At 45.6% G+C, this 20,721-nt stretch carries 21 protein-coding genes; 6 read left to right on the top strand and 15 right to left on the bottom strand.

Annotated elements, in window-relative coordinates:
* Nucleotides 1-459 precede the first annotated feature (459 nt).
* Together hisS and BST85_RS06275 are read right to left on the bottom strand one after the other, a co-directional pair.
* Nucleotides 460-1,833 carry a histidine--tRNA ligase gene (gene hisS, locus BST85_RS06270; RefSeq protein ID WP_104813924.1) on the bottom strand — a complete coding sequence of 458 codons (1,374 nt, stop codon included), beginning with the start codon at nucleotides 1,831-1,833 and terminating at the stop codon, nucleotides 460-462.
* A 99-nt stretch (nucleotides 1,834-1,932) separates the two neighbouring features.
* On the bottom strand, nucleotides 1,933-2,421 hold the full coding sequence (locus tag BST85_RS06275) for a DinB family protein (RefSeq protein ID WP_104812471.1): 489 nt from the start codon (nucleotides 2,419-2,421) through the stop codon (nucleotides 1,933-1,935).
* Nucleotides 2,422-2,573: 152 nt separating this feature from the next.
* On the opposite strand from BST85_RS06275, the gene BST85_RS06280 reads away from it, so the two are divergent.
* On the top strand, nucleotides 2,574-3,815 hold the full coding sequence (locus tag BST85_RS06280) for an ABC transporter permease (protein WP_104812472.1): 1,242 nt from the start codon (nucleotides 2,574-2,576) through the stop codon (nucleotides 3,813-3,815).
* Here the strand turns inward: BST85_RS06280 and BST85_RS06285 are convergent, their stop codons facing one another.
* Genes BST85_RS06285 through rpsF form a run of 4 tightly spaced genes read right to left on the bottom strand, consistent with a single transcriptional unit; the run spans nucleotide 3,816 to nucleotide 5,446 of the window.
* The gene (locus tag BST85_RS06285) at nucleotides 3,816-4,283 is read right to left on the bottom strand and encodes a DUF6495 family protein (protein WP_104812473.1); all 468 of its coding nucleotides are present in this window, start codon (nucleotides 4,281-4,283) and stop codon (nucleotides 3,816-3,818) included.
* 56 nt (nucleotides 4,284-4,339) lie between these two features.
* Nucleotides 4,340-4,795 carry a 50S ribosomal protein L9 gene (gene rplI, locus BST85_RS06290; protein WP_104812474.1) on the bottom strand — a complete coding sequence of 152 codons (456 nt, stop codon included), beginning with the start codon at nucleotides 4,793-4,795 and terminating at the stop codon, nucleotides 4,340-4,342.
* Between the two features lie 12 nt (nucleotides 4,796-4,807).
* Nucleotides 4,808-5,104, bottom strand: a complete 297-nt coding sequence (gene rpsR, locus BST85_RS06295) for a 30S ribosomal protein S18 (protein WP_104812475.1) — start codon at nucleotides 5,102-5,104, stop codon at nucleotides 4,808-4,810.
* 3 nt (nucleotides 5,105-5,107) lie between these two features.
* Entirely contained in the window at nucleotides 5,108-5,446 is a 339-nt protein-coding gene (gene rpsF, locus BST85_RS06300) for a 30S ribosomal protein S6 (RefSeq protein WP_104812476.1), read from the bottom strand.
* 211 nt (nucleotides 5,447-5,657) lie between these two features.
* Between rpsF and BST85_RS06305 the strand changes: the two genes are divergently transcribed.
* Nucleotides 5,658-6,371 carry a LytR/AlgR family response regulator transcription factor gene (locus BST85_RS06305; protein WP_104813925.1) on the top strand — a complete coding sequence of 238 codons (714 nt, stop codon included), beginning with the start codon at nucleotides 5,658-5,660 and terminating at the stop codon, nucleotides 6,369-6,371.
* Here BST85_RS06305 and priA read toward each other — a convergent pair.
* The 5 genes from priA to nadC all read right to left on the bottom strand — a co-directional run bounded on the left by priA (nucleotide 6,368) and on the right by nadC (nucleotide 11,698).
* Nucleotides 6,368-8,821: a replication restart helicase PriA gene (gene priA, locus BST85_RS06310; RefSeq protein WP_104812477.1), complete on the bottom strand. Its 2,454-nt coding sequence runs from the start codon at nucleotides 8,819-8,821 to the stop codon at nucleotides 6,368-6,370. The genes BST85_RS06305 and priA overlap by 4 nt on opposite strands.
* Nucleotides 8,822-8,884: 63 nt before the next feature.
* A complete protein-coding gene (locus BST85_RS06315; RefSeq protein ID WP_104812478.1) occupies nucleotides 8,885-9,310 on the bottom strand; it encodes a DUF2147 domain-containing protein in 426 nt (141 codons plus the stop codon).
* A 10-nt stretch (nucleotides 9,311-9,320) separates the two neighbouring features.
* Entirely contained in the window at nucleotides 9,321-9,887 is a 567-nt protein-coding gene (locus tag BST85_RS06320) for a chalcone isomerase family protein (RefSeq protein ID WP_104812479.1), read from the bottom strand.
* 30 nt (nucleotides 9,888-9,917) lie between these two features.
* Nucleotides 9,918-10,841 carry a YihY/virulence factor BrkB family protein gene (locus tag BST85_RS06325; RefSeq protein ID WP_104812480.1) on the bottom strand — a complete coding sequence of 308 codons (924 nt, stop codon included), beginning with the start codon at nucleotides 10,839-10,841 and terminating at the stop codon, nucleotides 9,918-9,920.
* Nucleotides 10,838-11,698, bottom strand: coding sequence for a carboxylating nicotinate-nucleotide diphosphorylase (nadC, locus tag BST85_RS06330; protein WP_104812481.1), 861 nt, complete (start codon nucleotides 11,696-11,698; stop codon nucleotides 10,838-10,840). Before nadC ends, BST85_RS06325 begins: the two co-directional genes overlap by 4 nt.
* 103 nt (nucleotides 11,699-11,801) lie before the next feature.
* Here nadC and rlmH point away from each other — a divergent pair, with 103 nt between their 5' ends.
* Together rlmH and BST85_RS06340 are read left to right on the top strand one after the other, a co-directional pair.
* Entirely contained in the window at nucleotides 11,802-12,275 is a 474-nt protein-coding gene (rlmH, locus tag BST85_RS06335; protein ID WP_104812482.1) for a 23S rRNA (pseudouridine(1915)-N(3))-methyltransferase RlmH, read from the top strand.
* Between the two features lie 2 nt (nucleotides 12,276-12,277).
* A complete protein-coding gene (locus BST85_RS06340; RefSeq protein WP_104812483.1) occupies nucleotides 12,278-13,384 on the top strand; it encodes a Gfo/Idh/MocA family protein in 1,107 nt (368 codons plus the stop codon).
* A 6-nt stretch (nucleotides 13,385-13,390) separates the two neighbouring features.
* Here the strand turns inward: BST85_RS06340 and BST85_RS06345 are convergent, their stop codons facing one another.
* From BST85_RS06345 to BST85_RS06360, 4 genes are all read right to left on the bottom strand, one after another.
* Nucleotides 13,391-15,043 carry a T9SS type A sorting domain-containing protein gene (locus tag BST85_RS06345; RefSeq protein WP_104812484.1) on the bottom strand — a complete coding sequence of 551 codons (1,653 nt, stop codon included), beginning with the start codon at nucleotides 15,041-15,043 and terminating at the stop codon, nucleotides 13,391-13,393.
* 75 nt (nucleotides 15,044-15,118) lie between these two features.
* Nucleotides 15,119-15,382, bottom strand: coding sequence for an RNA methyltransferase (locus tag BST85_RS06350; protein ID WP_245917646.1), 264 nt, complete (start codon nucleotides 15,380-15,382; stop codon nucleotides 15,119-15,121).
* Nucleotides 15,383-15,480: 98 nt separating this feature from the next.
* Nucleotides 15,481-16,254: a carboxypeptidase-like regulatory domain-containing protein gene (locus BST85_RS06355; protein WP_104812485.1), complete on the bottom strand. Its 774-nt coding sequence runs from the start codon at nucleotides 16,252-16,254 to the stop codon at nucleotides 15,481-15,483.
* A gap of 73 nt (nucleotides 16,255-16,327) precedes the next feature.
* The gene (locus BST85_RS06360; protein ID WP_104812486.1) at nucleotides 16,328-18,088 is read right to left on the bottom strand and encodes a DEAD/DEAH box helicase; all 1,761 of its coding nucleotides are present in this window, start codon (nucleotides 18,086-18,088) and stop codon (nucleotides 16,328-16,330) included.
* Nucleotides 18,089-18,642: 554 nt separating this feature from the next.
* On the opposite strand from BST85_RS06360, the gene BST85_RS06365 reads away from it, so the two are divergent.
* On the top strand, nucleotides 18,643-19,815 hold the full coding sequence (locus tag BST85_RS06365) for a serine hydrolase domain-containing protein (RefSeq protein WP_245917647.1): 1,173 nt from the start codon (nucleotides 18,643-18,645) through the stop codon (nucleotides 19,813-19,815).
* Nucleotides 19,816-19,845: 30 nt separating this feature from the next.
* Nucleotides 19,846-20,721, top strand: a complete 876-nt coding sequence (locus BST85_RS06370; protein ID WP_219842112.1) for a hypothetical protein — start codon at nucleotides 19,846-19,848, stop codon at nucleotides 20,719-20,721.

Consider the following 20,721-nt stretch of genomic DNA (forward strand, 5'->3'; position numbering starts at 1 on the left):
TAGGAGAAGTCATTTATGAAGCTACCAACTTCTCCTTATCATACCATTCATCGAAAAGTTATTGCTTCCCTTATCCCCTGTTCTGGTTAGATTGGAAACCTCCAGACTGCCATTCATCGAAGAAATTGGTGGGAAACCCAAGGAGATTTAACAGTGAAAAAAATGGAACTGAGCTCGTATTTTGTAAATTGTAAGAAATTACTGATTACCCCATCGCGATGGCCGGTATCACTGGCTAAAAGAATATGCTTATCCCCATGAGCAATACGAATTGTTGCTAGAATTTAGACCTCAGTATCAACGTAAAAAAGGGTGAAATGGCCGATTTACTACAGCATCTACCAGAAAAACTGCCCAGAGTTCAAAGCCGGGTGGAACATCGTCAAACAAAAGATTTCCATGATTGGTTCTATCGGTTCCTCAAGGAACGTCTGAAGGAGAAATTCTGATCTTTAGGTTCTACCGAACGTTAGAGACGGCGTCTATGAGTTGGGTCAGATCCAATTGTTTCTGATCGCCTGTACGCATATCCTTTAAGGTAAACGTACTGCTATCAATCTCCGTAGATCCAGCCATGACAACATATGGGATATTCATCTTGTTAGCATAACCCATTTGCTTTTTCATTTTGGCAGCATCCGGATAGAGTTCGCAACTGAGCCCACCTTGTCTGATCTTGGCAATAGCCTTAGTTGCATAAAGCGCTTCATCCGGGCCAAAGTTGATAAAAAGCACACGGACAGATTCCGATAATTGTTCCGGGAAGAGCTCCAATTCTTCCAGGACCAGATAGATTCTGTCTAAACCAAAACTTATCCCTACTCCGCTCACGCCTTTAAGGCCAAAGATACCGGTCAGGTCGTCATAGCGACCTCCCCCACCAATGCTTCCCATTTTCACGGAATCTGGTGCGGCCACCTCCATGATAGCTCCAGTATAGTAGTTGAGACCCCTAGCAAGGGTGAGTTCGATCTCCAGATTGGCCGTACGCAATCCCAACTGGGTTATGGTGGTAATTAAAAAACGAAGCTCTCCTATGCCCTCTTGTCCGATCTCGGAATCGGCCAAAAGTCCTTCCAGGGAACCTAATTTGTCTACAGCGGAGCCACTTAGGTCAAACAAGGGTTGGAGTTTATTGATGGCCCCATCGGCTATCCCTTGTCCTCGCATCTCTTCGATGACCTTGTCCTGTCCGATCTTATCCAACTTGTCCAGAGCAACGGTAAATGGGATCAATTTGTCCTCTGCACCGATCATTTCGGCAAGACCGCTAAGAATCTTTCTGTTATTTAGCTTGATGGTAGTCCCTTCCAATCCCAGATTAGTGAATACCTCGTCATATAACTGGATCAGTTCTACCTCCTGCCACAAGGAATCTGACCCGACCACATCGGCATCGCACTGCACAAATTCCCGGAATCTTCCCTTCTGTGGCCTGTCCGCGCGCCAGACGGGTTGGATCTGGTATCGTTTAAACGGCAAGGTGATCTCATTTTGGTGTTGAACAACATAACGGGCAAAAGGAACCGTAAGATCATACTTTAGCGCCTTGTCGCTGATACTACCGGCTACAGCTTTGCTGTCTCTCTGGGCAAGTTGCTCGCTATCCGCTTTGGATAAAAAATCCCCACTGTTCAGGACCTTGAAGATGAGTCTATCCCCCTCCTCTCCGTATTTTCCCATCAGGGTTTGAGAATTCTCCATGGCCGGTGTGGCAATAGGTTTAAAACCAAATCGCTGAAAAGCAGACTCTATTACGCCTTGCATATAATTACGCCTGGCCATCTCGGATGGGGAAAAATCTCTGGTTCCTTTGGGTATGGAGGGTTTCAATATGTTGTTCTTTGAGGGTAAGGCTCCTATTTTCGAGCTAGGCAAATATCTGAATAATTGCCGACATCTTTGGTGTATTAATCAGAGTTAGAGAATGGATTATTCACCGCTCAAAGCAGACAAAATCAATCTGATCTGACCCAAGTGATAGATATCGTGATGCAAGACCCCCTGAAGCAACTCGGCGTAGGTCAAGTCTTTTTTGAAATCAGGATCTTGATACGTCCTTTCAAGGAAAGAATCATCCCGTTGTGACAGTTGTCCCAGATAGTCCTTCAAAACAGATGCGTATCTCAATCTGATAGCATTCCAACCCTCCACTTTTAACTGAGTGTTCGTTTTCCAATTATCCGGATCATTATCTCCTGCTTCAAATTGTCCATGGGCGATCTTGTCCAAGGCTTGTTTACGCCAAAACGTCAAATGATCCACTAATTGGGCAATGGATGGTGCTCCTTGTATTGGCTTGGAAAAGGAAACTTCCTCGTTTATTTGTAACCAGGTGGCATGAAAACTTCTTCCCATCCATGGTTGGCCGTTGTGTAAGGAATGATATTGTGCTATCAGCTCATCGATCTTACTGCTCATAAGTTGGTCGTTTTAATGGTTTTTCAAGTTAGAATAAAGTCTTGTAATTACGCTACAGATTTGACAAAGGCCGGATGATCATGAAAAAGTAGACCAATTGTGTAACTTTAACTTGAATTAATAGTCTAACTTCCCAACTACAGAACAGTTCTATGTTTGGCCTTTTTCGCGAAAACGTCCGTATAGCCCTCGATTCTATTCGAAGTCAGTTACTTCGGACCATTCTGACCATTGTGATCATGGGAATTGGAATTTGGGCCCTGGTCGGAATCCTCTCGGCCGTGAAAGCGCTGGAAAACACTATTTCCAGCGACTTTGCCTCCATGGGGGCAAATACCTTCAATATTCAACGTTACGATTTCAATGTGCAAAGAGGGGGTTCCGGAGAACGGGAAAAGATCAACCCGGTCATTTCTTATGATAACATCAGGGAATTCCAGGAGCGATACGAATTTCCTTATGCCAGAACTTCGGTGTCCTTCCGCGGTACCAGTCGGGCAGAGATCAAATACGAGAGCGAGAAGACCGACCCTGACATCCAAGTCTATGGGGTCAATGAGCATTATATTGAAAACACCGGTTCGGAGGTAACTCGAGGAAGGGAAATCAATTTGTTCGATGTACAGAACAATAATAAGGTATGTGTTCTGGGTTCAGATTTTGAAAGCGGGCTGTTTGAAGGAGCTAACCCTGTAGGCAAGACCATTAGTATCCGTGGGGTAAAATTCAAGGTGATCGGAATCTTGAAATCCAAGGGCTCAACCTTTGGAAATAACCAAGATCTAAAGGTTTTAATCCCGATCCAGGTAGCAAGGAGCTTATTTACACAACCCAATATCAACTACACCATTTCCATCAAGGTAGATGATAAAGAAATGATGGCAGGTGCCCAGGATGATGCCATTGTCACTTTCCGGAATGTCCGAAAATTAAGTCCCGTAGAGGAAAACAATTTTGGATTGGAGCGCAGCGACGACCTGATCAACCGGATTGGCAGCATTACCGAATATCTGGAATGGGCCGCCTGGATCATTAGCATTATCACCATTTTGGGATCTTCCATTGCCCTAATGAATATTATGTTGGTCTCAGTAACCGAGCGGACTCGGGAAATTGGGGTAAGAAAAGCTTTGGGAGCCAAGCGCTCGACCATTTCTACACAGTTCTTTATTGAAACAATAGTGATCGGTCAGTTTGGAAGTATACTGGGGATTATTCTAGGAGTAGCAACAGGGATCATCTTTGCATCCATATTCAGCTTTAAATTCTCCTTACCGATTGGAGCCATGATTTGGGCTACCATTATCACCTTCCTTGTGGCTATCATAGCCGGCTCATATCCAGCGCGGAAAGCAGCAAAGCTAGACCCTATCGAGAGTCTTCGATACGAATAATTATAGTATTCCCTTTAGCTGTTTGTATAGTTCTCCTGAGGTGAGAACAGCTCCTTTTTGGATAAGATCAAAGACATCGGCATGCGGGTCCTCACCGTAGGTCTTAGTCGACCTGTAAACCTGCACCTCCTCTTTGCCCAGATTTTGACCCAACCAGTCAAGTCCAGTACTGGTTGTTAGATCTACCGACGGATTAGTTACTCTAATCGCGATCAAGTGGATTTCACTGGTGTCCAGTTCAAATAAGAACAATTGTCCATTGGAACGATGTTCCAGAAATTTGGCGGCCTTCAGCACCCCTTCCCATACCAGGTCAGAAAAAACGTCCAGTTCCTGCTCGGCCACTTCGGGCTTGTCCCGCTTAATGGCTTCCCACTCCTGGGCAGTGATGGACTGAGCAGCCAGGAACCGACTGAACTCCATATGCAGTTCTTCCAATTGTTCTTTAGTGAGACGGGTGTATTTCATGGTGTATAAAAAACCCGGCGATTAAGCCAGGGTTTCCTTCTTTCTAATTAAAAATCCTATTTCTTGGCTTCCGCAACTACGTCAAATGACCATGCTGCGATAACATCCCGATGAAATCGGATTTTTGCTTCATAGGTGCCCAGTCGTTTGATGGATCCACCTGCAATGCTAATAAATTTCTTATCGATGCTCATACCAGCTTTCTCCAGGGCATCCGCAACATCCATATTGGTTACCGAACCAAAAAGCTTGTCACCCTCACCTACTTTGGCTGCGATCTTTACTTCGATCCCGGCCAATTGCTCGGCTTGAGCTTTAGCATCGTTAATGATCTTCTCTTCTTTATGAGCCCTTTGCTTCAGGGTCTCTGCAAGTACCTTTTTAGCAGAAGGGGTTGCCAAAACGGCAAATCCTTGAGGGATCAGGTAGTTGCGTCCATATCCACTCTTCACTTTTACCAGGTCGTCGGCAAAGCCAAGATTCTCTACGTCTTTCTTTAATATTAGTTCCATGATCCTAGCTGCTTATTTGTACAAATCGGTTACGTATGGCATCAGGGCCAGGTGACGGGCACGCTTCACAGCCACGGCTACCTTACGCTGATACTTCAAAGAGGTACCAGTTAGACGACGAGGAAGTAGTTTTCCTTGTTCGTTTACGAACTTAGACAGGAAATCGGCATCCTTGTAGTCGATGTATTTGATTCCGGACTTCTTAAAACGACAGTATTTCTTCGCTTTAGCAGTCTCAATGTTCAACGGGGTTAGATAACGAATATCCCCGTCTTTCTTTCCTTTAGCTTGTTGTTCAATTGAGGCCATGTCTTAAGCGTTTTGTTTGTTACGTTTTCTTCTCTTCTCTGCCCATTCGATGGCATACTTGTCTAACTTGACAGTCAGATAACGCATCACGCGCTCGTCACGACGGAAGGTCAGTTCCAGTCGGTTAATGGCATCACCTTCCACGGTGTACTCGAAAAGGTGGTAGAAACCACTCTTTTTGTTTTGGATGGGATAAGCAAGCTTTTTCAGCCCCCAATCCTCCTTGGAAATCATCTTGGCTCCACGAGTGACCAACAGGTCCTCGAACTTCTTAACTGTTTCCTTTATCTGCTCATCAGATAAAACGGGATTCAAGATGAAAACAGTTTCATAATGATTCATAAAATTTGAACTTTTTGTTATACAAAATCACGGTCCTCACCGCGAGCGTGCAAAAATACTATAATAATCACGAATATCAAACTAAGTTCAGGCCTTATTTTATTCCTACAAAAATTATCTATATACCTCATTTTTACCGACAAAAGTTAAAAAAAGTTGTAGTTCATCGATTTTTTAGTTAATATTGTTACCCTATATAAAGAAGTACAGCTTGGAGAAACCTATACTCAAATGTGCTATTGTAGATGATTCTACTTTGCAGCGTCTCTCTATAGTAAAGCTGATCGAAAATCATCCCTCGCTCGACCTGGTGGCGGAATACAACAATGCCATCGAAGCCAAATTGGGGTTGGCGAACAATGAGATCGATCTTGTCTTTCTCGATATTGAGATGCCCATCCTATCTGGTTTTGACCTGTTGGATGATCTGACCCATAAACCACAGATCATCTTTGTAACAGGCAAGACCAAGTATGCCTTTAAAGCATTTGACTACGATGCAGTGGATTATCTGCGAAAGCCAATTTCCAAGGAACGTTTCCTGAATGCCGTACACAAGGCGATCACCAATTACAAACTGAAGCACGACGATGGTTTTGACGATGAAGACTTCATCTTTGTCAAAAGCAATCTGAAAAAGCGGAAGGTATTCCTGAATGAGCTCTTGTATATAGAAGCCCTGGGAGACTATGTAAAGTTGGTTACCGAACACGACTCTCTGGTTGTCCTTTCCACCATGAAAGCCTTTGAAGCCCTGCTCCCATCGGATCGCTTCCTTCGTATTCATAAGTCCTACATTGTAAACCTGGACAAGGTACAACGCTACAACTCCAAGGTGATCGAACTGGAAACCACTCAACTACCCCTAAGCCGCAATCGCAAGGCCGACCTGGTCGAGGCACTGGCCTCCTCCATGAGGAATTAATACGGATCTACATCCATCACTATCCTGACCGTGCTGAATTCCTTCAGCCCTTTAAATCTATTCTCTGCCCTGTAAATCGTCTCTTTGATAGCATAGGCAGAAAGATCCCTATCAAATTTGATGAGTATATGGGTGAGATACTGATTACGGATTCGTCCGATCACTGGCACCTCCGGGCCTAAAATCTCTACCTGGAGTGCGTGCCTGAGCAAAGTCGCGAACCATCGTGAGGCTTGTTGCATCTTTTGACGATTTCGATCTTTGAAGGTCAATCTGATCACCCGATAGAACGGAGGATATTTGAATTGTCTCCGTTCTTCGGTCTCCTGGCTATACATAGCCGGATAGTCGTACTGGGTAACCTGCTGTAAGATGGTGTGATAAGGATTGAAGGCCTGGATCAAAACCAACCCCTGCTCGGATTGCCGCCCGGAACGCCCACCTACCTGCACCAAAAGCTGGAAGCAACGTTCGTGAGCTCTGAAATCTGGAAAGCTCAAAAGATTATCCGCATTCATGACCCCAACCAACTTGACACCTGCAAAATCTAATCCCTTGGCCAACATTTGAGTCCCGACCAAAATATCGATCTCCCGGTCTTCAAACTGGTTGATCAGCCGGCTATGAGCTTTTTTACCTCGAGTGGTGTCTTGATCCATCCTCGCCACACGATAATCCGGGAACAACTCCTTGACCTCCGCCTCAACCTGTTGGGTACCCAACCCCTTGGCATCCAGGGTCGCCGACCCACAGGCGGGACACTCCACCGGTACGGGCATGGAATAACCACAATAATGACAGCGCAATTGCTGCTGGTACTCGTGATAACTCAAACTCACATCACAGTTAGGACACTCGGAGACCACTCCGCAGGTGGAACAGGACAATACCGGAGAATACCCCCTTCGATTCTGGAACAAGATCACTTGAGAACCAGACTCCAGGCTCTCGCTCATTTGTTCAATAAGACGTTCGCTAAAATGACCGGTCATTCGCTTCTTCCGATAGCCTTCCCGGATATCGATCAACTCCATTTGGGGCATCAACATCTTATTGTAGCGATAAGGCATCTTGACCAGTCCGTAATTACCCTTATCAGCCAGATAACTGGACTCCAGCGATGGTGTTGCCGAACCCATTACCACCCTGGCTCCATGGTGTTGGGCCAAAACTAAGGCAGAGTCTCTGCCATGATATCGCGGTGCCGGATTGTGTTGCTTAAAAGATGGCTCGTGTTCTTCATCTATAACCACCAATCCTAGGTTCTGAAATGGCAAGAAGATGGCTGATCTCGCACCAATTATAAGACGGGCCTTTTGTTTCTTCGCCGCCACGTTATGCCAAACCTCTGCCCTTTCCTGCAGATTGTATCTGGAATGATAGACACCGAGAAATTCACCAAAAAAGGCTTGCAGGCGCTGGATCAATTGAGTGGTCAAGGCGATCTCTGGCACCAGGTAGAGCACTTGATTTCCCGCCTCCAACTGCCTGGCGATCAGATGAATATACAAGGCTGTTTTTCCACTACCCGTTACACCGTGCAATAGAACCGGTAATTCTTGCCCGTGATAATCCTCAATCTCCTCCAGAGCAGTCAACTGATGAGACGAAAGCTGAGGCAGGTTGGCGACTGAGCCCGGATAAAAATCCAATCGGTCCATCTGTTTTACATATTGCTCCATCAAGCCTTTGTCCAAGAGTGCTTTGATCACCCCCGGGCTGACTTCGCTGGCTTTCTGCAAATCCACCTGGCTGATGTCTTCTGTATTTGGATCTGCCGTTAGCAGATACATCTTCATCAGTGCAAGGCGCTGCGCATGTGCCCGGCTCATTTGCTCCAGTACCTCATTTAAAGCTGATTCCTGATGTAGATCCGCCCGTAGACGTATAAAGGTCTTTAAGCGAGGTTTGTAACGTTCCTGCACCTCTTCATGAATCAAAATACAGTCCTTCTCCAACAGCCCTTGCAGGACCTTGACCACAGAATGCCGATCCAGGATGGAGCGTATATCGTTTATATGAAGGGTTTGTTGATGGCCTAGAGCCTCAACCACCTGGAACTCGTCGTCATCCAGAATTGATTCGTCAATCAGCTCAGTTTCTTTTAAGCGCACCATGGTCTCACTTTCCAAAAGAAATAAGGACGGCAATGCTGCCCGCACCACCTCACCCAGCGTACACAGATAATAAGAGGCCATCCACTGCCAGTGTTTCAACTGATGTGAGTTGATCAGGGGTGCTTCATCAAGGATGTGATCAATAGATTTGGTTGGATAGCCAGGTTCTTGTGCAGTAGCGGACCTGAAGACTATAGCCGTATATACCTTGGACCGGCCAAACGGAACAGCCACTCGCATCCCGGGCTTCAGGAAGAGGGCCTCGTCCTTATTGACCGAATAAGTGAAGGCCTGACGGATCGGGATAGGAAGGATGACGTCAATGTAGTACACTGTGCTAAATTAAAAAAGGCTGTCTGAGAAACAGACAGCCCTTGATGTAGTTTATAAACAAAATTACTTGACCCGATGCCAGTATTGCGTTCGTCCTAATGCGGAGAATCCAATATAACCCCTGACTTTTAGGCGATCCGTATCTTCTAGCGCGATATAGCACTTATACAGCTTGCCGCTTTCAGGGTCCAGTATCTTCCCTCCATTGTATTCATCGCCATCGGCTTCTAGCCCCTTGATGATAACTAAACCGACAACAGGTTGATCCTTATCTGCCCCAGAACACTGCTCGCAGACAGCTTCTGCTTTGCTCGGATCAAGCAGCTGGACGATCTTTCCGTAAACCAGCCCTTCATCCTCATATATTTCAACGATAGAGCGGGCCTCCCCCGAATTATCGTCGATGGTCTTCCATTGCCCGACCACCTCCTGAGACCAGCTAGTCGCGTAGAGAAGGACAGACAAACTCAGTAAAACGATCTTTTTCATAGCAATTGAATTAATCTTTACCGAGCATTCCTTTCTTCAATTTCTTGTCTGCCGGGTCATCTCCTAACCAGATTCCAAACAAGGCTTTTTTAAAGTTCATACCGGCAATTACACCCAACTCCTTGCCATCCTTATAAGCTACAACACCTTTTCCTGTCTGGTAAGTGATGTCGAAGACGTTGTTCTCCACGATCTCATCGCTGAAGAAACTGATGAATTCCTTGATCTCGGTATCTAAGGAAGAAGTGTTTCCATTCATGGACGCATTGAAGCCATCATTTACCGCTTCCTGCATGGCTTCACTAGAAACAAAACCTGAAGTGATATGCAGTTTGATTGCCATGTTCTGGTCTGCGTTAATGATGTCTTCGGCCTTTGATGAAGGACTAGCCAGGTATAGCCCCCCTGAATAAAGCTTGAGAACCATGGCTTTCTTCCGAATACCTGCCCCATTCAGGGCTAGTTCCTGCCCTCCAAAATTGACACTATTGGGCAAGGTAACACTTCCAACTTCGGTCTGGGCCGTTAGGGGAAGAGAGGCAGAGATCATGAATAAAAGAATTAATAATTTTTTCATAACGGTTTGAATTAGTTTAAATTACGTGGATTATGTTAAGTTTCGCTTTAATTTCCTAAGAACTGCATTCAGCTCGAAACCGAGCAAAAGCAGATTGGAATTGATCCAAATATATAACAACATGATTAAAAGTGCACCTATAGAACCATACAACTCATTGTATCGCGAAAAATTGTTGATATACACCCCAAAAAGGTAAGTTGTTAAGAGGATCAATAGGGTGGTTGTTAGCGCTCCGACTGAAAAAAAGGAGGACTTGACTCCCGTCCTTACTCCGAAATAGTACAATGTTGCAACGATCACATAGATCACGACAACAAAAATGAAATACTGCAGTATACCGATCCATCTGAGCTCGTCGGCTGCAGTTGCATCCCCTTTCAACCGATTGATCAAGTATTCCCCAAAGATCTCAATTCCCACCGTAAAGAGCAATAACAGTGCCAGCATAATAGCAACCCCAAGGGAAATAAAAAACTGCCTGAAAAACCCTCGGTTGATCTCCACGTGATAGGAATACTCGAAGGCACTGAAGATATTGTACACTCCGTTTGCAGCCAGGATCATGGTCAGCGCAAATGTAACAGACAATAACTCGCTGCGGGGGTTGAGGGCGATGTCTTCAATGACCGGAAGAAAGAACTCCTGGGTCTGAGGAGGCAGTACAGTCTCCAGCAGATCCAGAAACTTCTGCTGAAAATTATCGATAATGCGGATGTAGGGAATCAGGTTGAGTATGAAAAGTAAGAACGGAAAGAGCGCCATAAAGAAACTGTAGGCAATTCCACTCGCACGGAACGAAAAGGTCCCTTCAACTATACCGACCACATAGGTCTCTATCAGATCATAGATGGAATAATCACCATAACCGGGTAATTTAACCCGTTTCAAACCTTTGACTATCCATCTAAGAATGGGGATTCGATCCAGAAAAGATTCGATCTTCTGGCTCATTCCATGGCCTTTAAACTGAGATCCATATTGTAAACCGAATGAGTCAGAGCCCCACTGGAAATATAGTCTACGCCACATTCGGCATAAGCTCGTGCAGTTTGAAGGGTGATTCCACCACTGGATTCCGTCTGACAATGATCACCGATAAGGGCTACGGCTTCTCTGGTCTGTTGGAAATCAAAGTTGTCAATGAGTATGCGGTGAACCCCTTGATGTTTTAGTATCTCCCTGATCTCTTCCATATTCCTCGCTTCGACGATAATCTTGAGATTCATCTTCTGGTCTTTCAGGTACTGCCTCGTCTTTTCGATGGCCGGACCCACCCCTCCGCAAAAATCGATATGGTTGTCCTTCAGCATGATCATATCGTAAAGGGCAAACCGATGATTAACCCCACCTCCTATCTTGACTGCCCATTTTTCCAATGCCCGGAATCCTGGTGTTGTTTTCCGCGTATCCAGGATCTGGGTACCCGTTCCTTCCAACAGATCTACATACTTCCTGGTCTTGGTAGCGATGGCACTCATGCGCTGCATGGCATTGAGAACCAGACGTTCAGCTTTTAATATCGATTGAGAAAGACCAGAAACATAAAACACCTCATCTCCAAATTTGACGGCTTCACCATCCTGGATTTTAATATCCATTTTTAGCCAGGGATCTACATAATCAAAGACCTGTCGGGCAAACTCGACTCCGGCGATGATTCCCTCGTCCTTGACCAATAAACGGGCTTTGCCTTTGGCTTCCTCAGGTATACAGGCCAGGGAAGAATGATCCCCTCCTCCCACATCTTCTCGGATGGCGTTGGCGATGATCAGGTCTATCTCTTCCCTAAATTGTTTCTTGGAGATCATTTGGAAATGTAATTTCGGCTAATTTAGCGGAAATTCGAAACTCCTCCGATGGAGTTGTTGAGTTTATATCGAGTACGTCCACCAAGCAAGACCCAAACAACAGTTGAAGATTTCTTTGATCGCCATAGGTAAAACGGATAAATCCGAACTAAACACACTGATCGACCAGTATCGGAACCGTTTGAAGCATTATGTGAATTTTGAACTACTTGTGATACCTGACATCAAGAACGTAAAGAATTTGTCCCGGGCTCAGCAAAAACAACAAGAGGGTCAACTCATATTAGGACAATTGAAGTCCGGTGATCGGGTTATCCTTTTAGATGAGAAAGGAAAACAGCTGGATTCTGTTGGTTTTAGTCAATTTCTGCAAAAACAAATGAACAGCGGTATTAAGCGTCTGGTCTTTGTGATTGGAGGCCCCTACGGTTATAGTGAAGATGTTTACCAAGCCGCTCATTCTAAGTTATCCTTGTCTGCCATGACCTTTTCCCATCAAATGGTCCGATTGTTCTTTACCGAGCAATTATATCGTGCATTCACTATCTTGAAGAACGAACCCTATCATCACCGTTAACCATGAAAAAGAACCTACTTCTATTAATGCTAATTATCGGGTCTCAAACTATCACATTTGGTCAATCAAAGGAGGAGAAACCTTTGCAGGTGGCCATTATCGGCTTGACCCACACTCATGTACACTGGATCCTTGGAAGAGAAGATTTGGGTGACATTGAGATCGTGGGAATAGTAGAGCCAAACACTGATCTGGCGGGGCGTTATATGACCCAATACAGCATGCCTATGGAGATGATCTACCGGGACATGGAAGCTTTGATGGAGGCGCAATCGCCCGAGGCCGTCTTTGCATTTGGAAGCATCTTTGATCATTTGAGTGTAGTGGAGTTCTTTGCCCCAAGAGGGATACACGTTATGGTAGAAAAGCCTTTGGCCGTAAGTATGGCGCATGCCCGCAGAATAGTGGAACTGGCAGAAAAGCACCAGATTCAAGTTTTTACCAATTATGAAACCACCTGGTACCCGACCAATCACAAAGCCAAGGAACTGCTGGACAACGAACAACTTGGTACACTGCGAAAGGTGGTGGTGCATGATGGGCATCAGGGCCCAGTGGAGATTGGAGTGAACCAGGAATTCCTAGACTGGCTTACCGATCCTATCCTAAATGGAGGGGGAGCTGTTACTGATTTTGGGTGTTATGGAGCCAATCTTTTGACATGGCTGGTGGACGGCAAGAAACCTTCTACCGTTTGGGCCATGACCCAAACCAACAAACCGGACATCTATCCGAAAGTCGATGACGAAGCTACGATCGTCTTGGGATACGATGGCATGCAAGGAGTAATACAGGCTTCCTGGAACTGGACCTTTTCCCGCAAGGATATGGAGGTTTATGGAACGGAAGGTTATGTGATAGCCGACAACCGAAATGATCTGCGCACACGTTTACAGGAGAATCTGCCAGCTTCCAAAGAAACCTTAGCAGAATTGGTCTATCCATACAATGATCCGTTTGCTCTTTTCGCCGCACAGATCAAAGGGGATGTGACCCCAGTTCCATATGAACTTTCGTCCTTGGAGAATAATATGATCGTGGTAGAAATACTGGATGCCGCCAAGGAGAGTGCGGCGAGCGGCACAGCAGTCACTTTGGATCCCGAATAAGCTTGCTTAGCGAACCATCAGCTTGATGGTCTTAACTGTTCGGCCGTCGTTCACCTCTAGTAAATACATACCAGAGTTCAGTCCATGTGGAATCCTGACCATTCCGGGATTTGCCAAAATGGTCTTATTCATCAGTAGTTTTCCACTTAAATCCAAAATTCGAATATTCACATTTGGACCGGCCACCTGTCCCAACTGGAGTTCGATTGGACCCCTGATCGGATTTTGAGCCAGGACAATCTTAGGAACTTTTAGATCTGCCTGTCCTAAGGTGGTCTCGAGGATCTCCTCTAAGGCGAAGGCCGCGCTTTCCTCAGTAACCGTAACGTGATCCTCATTGGAATCCGGAATGTAGAAATTGACAAATGGTGAATTGTGAATCCCTCCAATATCCGGGCTGGCATACCAATTGGGCTCGTTCTCAATGGCCAAAGCACTGATGGTAGGAATAAAGCAGAATAAATCCTGATCCAAGGCTTCAATGAAATCGATAATAACCTGGTTTCCCTGTCCATCGCCCAAGGCACTTGAAATCATAGAAGTACCTCCCGGAGCCGCATCGACCCCATCCGTTTCGCTTGAGGATTCGGAATCGGCCGAAAAATCGATTAAAGGAACCCCGATCAAAAACCCTTCGAAGAAGGTGACCTCATTAGTTTGGGATGCTGGAGGCGTAAATCGTAAAGTTACGTCTGCTGTTATTGAGCCCCCCAGGTCTAATTCAGTGCTCACCACCTGCATTCCTGATGTCCCGGTAGAAGTTCCGTTGCCGCTTCCATTGATCATAGCTACGTTTCGGACATTCTGGGGGAATCCCAAGGCGTCCAGCTCAGATTGGAAGGCATCGCGGAAATCCGGGGCACCTCCAGGTAAAAGCTTGTCCGGGTCCTGATCCGTGTCCGAGCCATCGGCCAGATGACCCAGGTAATGATCCACCAACATCTCCTTAGCGGCCGCGGAATTCAGCACATTCTCGACTACAGCAACAGCCGTTTCGTCTCCAAATTCACGGGCCAGGAAATTGATCAAGTATTGTAAACTAACTGGGATATTGGCGCCGCGGTGAGGAGAATCGAAACTGATGAACAACCTGGTCTGATGCTCCATATCATTCTGCTCCATGTAGGACAGGGCGTACTGTGCGATCAAGCCTCCCATACTTGGCCCCAGGACAACCAACTCCTCGTCTCCTTCTTTTTGCTGGTTCAGAAATTCGATCAACTCGATCAGGACAAAGGCATTGCGCTGAATAAAATCGGCTCCTCCATCGATCTGAACTCCCCCTGTACTGTAGACTGGAGCATTCAGTATCACAATATCATACCCTTCTTCCCTGACTACATCAGCAAGGTTTTCTCCACCAAACTCCAGGCGGTTGTACAAACCTGTAATATCCCTCGAATCTCCAGGATCAAATCCGTCTAGCACAATAATTGGGTTATCTAGGATGCCGTCTACCACGTCCAAGAAAATCTCGTATTCCCCTTGCCCAAAAAAGGCCTCCTCTTCGTCATATCCCTGGAAGGGTATACTCGCAGTTATCGAAGTGCTCCCACCTCGGTTCACGATTGATCTCTCACTTGATTTGGGAATGAAATAACTCTGGGCAGAGAGCGATGATACAAAGATTATAAACAGGAAGAGGGTCAAATTCTTCATTGTAGATTGGATTATTTAGTTGAAAATGAATTGTCCTTCAAGATCGAAAAAAAGCGAGGCAATCAAAAGAACTGATCAAGATTTCCGCTTACAGGCCTTCGCAAAGGGGTTGAATACCAGGCAGGCATCCAGCCAATAGGTCAGGTCTTTTTCCGAATCATATCTATCCGGAAGCACGAATACAAAGCCTTTTAACGGCCGGCCTGTAAAATCCATAGGCATACATCCCGGTCTTTGCAAGGCTTTTGAGTAGGCCTCATCACCGATTCGTGCCATGAGCAGATCGGTCTCTTTCTTCTTATTGTTCATCAGGCCACAGCACATCTTGTCCTCCACCATAAAGCAAAGTCAACCGAACATTTTTTTTTCGTAAAAATTGGTCTGTTTTTCCTGGAAATAGCGGCGAATGCGTTCCGCCATGTATTGGTCAAAGGCCATCAGCCCTTGTCTTTTCTGCGATTCAAAACCCGGTATTCATCATAACATTCTGAAATAGCGTCCAGGATCTGAAGGTCACTGGCCGAACGAATAAAATCTGCAGAGTAACTGCAGTTATTGAGGATCTCATCGATATCTATGCGTTCTAATTGCAGCACCGCCATCAAGGTCTCCCGATCGTATTTGGTCGACAACAAGTTGCGTATCTCATCGTCTTCCTTCATCTGCCTCAGTTTCTTCATCTGCTTGGGCCTCTTCCCAAAGATGTTGTAGAGGAAATCGGCAGGATTAAAGACAGCGCTCAGTACTTTGTTCACCGCAGAAGGAGATTTATTACCCCCTTCGTAACCAGTTCCCAATCCAGCAATACGGTAACGATAGTTGTCGTAGATCGGTATGGTCTTGGCATCAACTTCCACATAACCCGTCAGCTGAACAGGCTTAACAACCACCTCTTCCAAGGCAATACCCAACTCGGTCATTTTGACCTTGATATCACCGTATTTTAACCAGTCATTCGTTACCCGAACTCGAATCGATTTAAATCCAAGATATGAGAAGTAGAGGGTATCGTTTACAGCTGCCTTAACGTTAAACTCCCCGGATTTATTAGTGGTCGTACCGATAACCTGGTTCAGGTTAACGATGTTCACATTCTCCAAAGGAAGGTCATTGGCATCGTTCAGTACCTTACCACTAATGATCTGGCTTTCCTGGGACCAGGCCAAGCCGGATATAAGAAGGAACAGAAGTAGGTATACCGCTTTTCTCATAGCAAATCTTGTCAGTAAAACTAAGCATTTAGACGCGATAAACCTCTAAAAGTTTCGTTAAGTCGCTATGCCGCTATCCCCTACGTCTCCTTTTTCCTCCGGTACCTTGATTTCTGGGAGGTTTGGAACTGCGATCAAAGGATCTTCCACCAGATCTCGGCTTGCCCGATTTCTGCTTAAATTTCCGGCCCTGGGAGGTTCCTCCAAAGTCCTTACCATCTCTTCGCTTTCCGCCACCTTTCTTTCTTCCATCTTTGCTTACCTCCACAAAGACACGACGGCCGTTCATTTTAAAATCTTGGAAAGTCTCCAGTACCTTATCTAGGAATTTTTCATCTACACTGAAAAATGAGAAACTATTCATGACATCCACTTTGAAGATGTCGTCCTTGCCCAATTGCAGCATATCGCGTAGGAAGTCTTTCAACTCCATCCAATTGAACTGGTCCTTGGCTCCAAGATTGATAAAGAAACGGACACTTTTCTCCGCTTTTACCGGTCTGTCTGCGCCTGCAGTATTGAGGTCTTTTGCTCCCTTGTAGTAGTTGTAGAAACGACCGAACTCCACTGAAAAGAACTTCTTGACCAGGTCCTCTCTGCTAAATTCGTCCAGAACTTCGGTAATATTGGGTAAATAAGGGTCAATATCCGGATTGATGGGTGTATCCTTGACCGTATTGGCGAGGTGAAATAGTTGGATCTCACAGATCTCCATTCCACTGGGCACGTCCTTCTGAATAAAGGACTTCCCAATGATCTTTTCGATGGCCTGGATCTTGCGAAGATCAGATTTGACCACTATAGCCATGGATACCCCCGATTTACCTGCTCGTCCGGTACGGCCAGATCGGTGAGTATAGGTCTCTACCTCATCAGGCAATTGGTAGTTGATCACATGGGTGATATCGTCCACGTCTATTCCCCTGGCAGCAACATCAGTAGCAACCAGCATCTGGATCTGACGTGTGCGGAACGATTTCATAACCAGATCACGCTGGTTCTGGCTGAGATCACCGTGCAAGGCTGCCGCATTATAACCATCCTCGATCAATTTTTCGGCAACTTTTTGGGTATCGCGTTTGGTACGGCAGAATACCACGGAAAAGATTGACGGGTTAGCATCAGCCAAACGTTTGAGAGCCAAATAGCGGTCTCGAGCATTGACCAGGTAGTATTCGTGGGTCACATTCTCGGCTCCCACATTCTTTCGTCCCACCGTGATCTCGGCGGGATTATGCATGAATTTACGGGCAATGACCGCAACTTCTTTGGGCATAGTTGCGCTGAATAGCCAGGTGCTCTTATCCTCGGGTGTATGAGATAGAATATCGGTTATATCCTCATAGAATCCCATATTGAGCATCTCATCGGCTTCGTCCAATACACAATACTGTATCCTGGAAATGTCTACTGCTCCCCTTCCGATCAGGTCTTTCATCCTACCCGGTGTAGCCACAATGATCTGGGCTCCTTTCTTGATGGCCCTGATTTGCTCATTAACACTGGCGCCGCCATAAACGGCCACTACATTCAGACCCTGAACATGTTTTCCGTAATTGTGCATCTCCTGGGTGATCTGAAGACAAAGCTCCCGGGTTGGCGATAAGATCAGCCCCTGAGTTACCCGGCTTTCTGCCTGAATCAGTTGGAGCATGGGAAAACCGAATGCCGCGGTTTTACCGGTTCCGGTCTGTGCGAGGGCAACTAGATCCGTATTATCCTGAAGGAGAATCGGAATAGCCTGTTGTTGTACATCGGATGGGGTCTCGAAACCAAGATCGTTAATGGCATCAAGAAAGGGCTGGTCCAGCCCCAGTTGTTCAAAAGTATTCATATGTCCTGTTTGTTGTGTCTCTGGGAAGCTAACGACAAAACAAACCTGGCTTCTACTTGGACACTGGTTCCTTAAAGGGCGCAAAGATAGGGGATTTTTTAGGAGTGAAGGGTGAGGCTAAACTCCAAGTGCCAGATTAAAAGACCCAAAATCGAGCAGCTCACTGCTCACCGCTCACTGTTCATTGCCCACAGAATAATTCAAATAACGATTAACGAATCACGAATAACCAAATATACCTTGGGGGCCCCTATTCCCCTTCCTGGGATCAATCTATCCTAAAAAATAATTCGCTACAAATAATAATAAAGACCGTGTTGATGGTTCGTGAATGTGGATATGACCATTCAAGAATTACAAGTTGTTAGTCGGATACATTTCCCTCAGTCAATTGAAGAGTGAGCTACTTCAAGTAGAGTCCTGTAACTCTTTATCAGTTGGATTAAGTTATCTATCTTTAAGTCAGTCCCTATTTCAGGAACTTGCGAATTAAATTCTCCCTAAAAATGCCTATCACCAAAACAGCCCTTTTTCTCCTACGAATTACTATTATAATGGCAGTGGTATTGATTACGAGTTGTACCACAGATCAAGATACCGTTGATAGTTATTTTGGGTTTGACATCCCTAAAGAAACACTGGATCGTTACCTGGAAGATCAAATGGATTCTCTGAATATTCCGGGTATGGCAATCGCCTTTATCAATGACGGGAAGGTAGTCCACCATCGAACATTGGGTTACGCCAATTTGCAAGATCAGATTCCAGTGACCGAAACGACGATTTTTGAAGCAGCATCTCTATCCAAGCCGGTGTTTGCTTTCTTAGTGATGAAATACGTGGAGGAAGGCAAATTGGACCTGGATATTCCACTCTACACCTACCTTCCCTATCCGGACATCGCTTACGATGATCGTTACCAGAAGATCACTGCCCGAATGGCCTTAAGCCATAGAACGGGCTTCCCAAATTGGAGAGAGGACACCCCAGACGATCGGCTGATCATACAATTCGAACCCGGTACGGACTATTTCTATTCTGGTGAGGGTTATCAATACCTGGCCAAGGTAATCAATGAGATCGAAGGATTTGACTGGGAGGGGCTGGAATCGGATTTCCAAGCCAAAATTGCGGTACCAATGGGTGTGGACCACAGCGTCTTTATACAAGATGATTATAGCAAAAGGCATAAAGCGGAGCCCTATGACGAAGAGGGAAAATGGGTAGGTCCAGGTCGCAATCCGGATAGTCTCAGGCAATATCAATTTTGGGCACCAGCATCATTACATTCTGAGGCCCTGGATTTTTCCAAATGGATGATTGGCCTTATGGAGCGTAAGGTTTTAAAAGAAGAAAGTTATCAGGAACTATTCAAGCCACATTCCTATGTTGACGAATTCAATGGAATCAAGGTTGACTATACCTTGGGTTTTTTTAAGCCCCAATTACCGTTGACCAATCTCTACATGCATGGGGGCAATAACTTTGGCTTCACCTCCTCTTTTGCAGTAGATCCCAACAAAAAATGGGGGTTTGTTCTGTTTACAAATTCGGAATATGGTGAAGACCTGGGCAACGAATTAACTCTGTACATGCTGACCGGTCCGGATCTTACCAAGGTTTATGTTCTATTGGCGTTGGTAGCCATCAGTGTTATCCTAATTTTGGTCCTTTTGATAAGGTGGTTATTGAAGCAACGGAAAAAAATTAGAGCGTCAACTAAATAATCTTAATGTCTACCTTCTGAAATAATGATCATGATTAAAAAAATCCTCACAGCCGTTCTCACCATTTCGGTGCTCGGTATCGGGCTTATAGCCTTTTACAGCATGTATGTACGTAGGATCAAGCTATCTGATGTAAACCCTCCCATTGAGAAAACCAGGGAAGCCCAGGCGCTGTCCGCTTTTTTTGGATTGGATGCACTACCCGCCCAAAGCCTGTTACTCTACTGGCGAGGTCCGGGGAAAAACGGTATGCCATTGGTTCTTTCTCAGGAGGTAGACCCTTCCACTTTGGACAACACCGACTTTGAGGTGACCACCCAGAATGGTGTAACATTCAGTGTTGAATTCGTAACCCTAAAACCTGCCAACGAAGAATTCGAGCTTAGGACTATTCTCTTCATTGGTGAATACGGCGCTTACCCTGATAATCCGCCTGTGCGCGTAACCATAGTAGGTGACTTGATGAGTCGCTCTGGTCAAAACTACAAGGGCCAAAGCCTACCCGTAATTCCTTTACCCGACGGCCCCACCATTAGTTATGCCGAGCATTTTATTATCGACGATGATTATCCCTATGTAAAAAGTGGTGCCGGTTGCGACTGTCCTAAAGAAGAGACCGAACAAGTTGTACGAACGGTTTGGGCAGGTGGCGTGAGAGCGGCAAATGGAAAGGAATTAGGAGACAACGAATTAAATTCCTTTCAAATCACATTGGTAAGAGGAAAAGACACCACTCAGGTTCATCCTTTCAAATTGGCTGATCTTGGAGATGGCGACAATAATATCGATCTATGTTTAAAAGAAAAAGGAACTCCTGTTTTGGTGGAGGCCGAGGCAGGTATTGCGATAGATCCGAGAAATGACCTCAACCCGAAAACTAAAAAAGAGGTGGTCAGCAGGTGGTAA

This window comes from Aureitalea marina, assembly GCF_002943755.1.
In the GTDB taxonomy this organism is placed as follows: Bacteria; Bacteroidota; Bacteroidia; order Flavobacteriales; family Flavobacteriaceae; genus Aureitalea; species Aureitalea marina.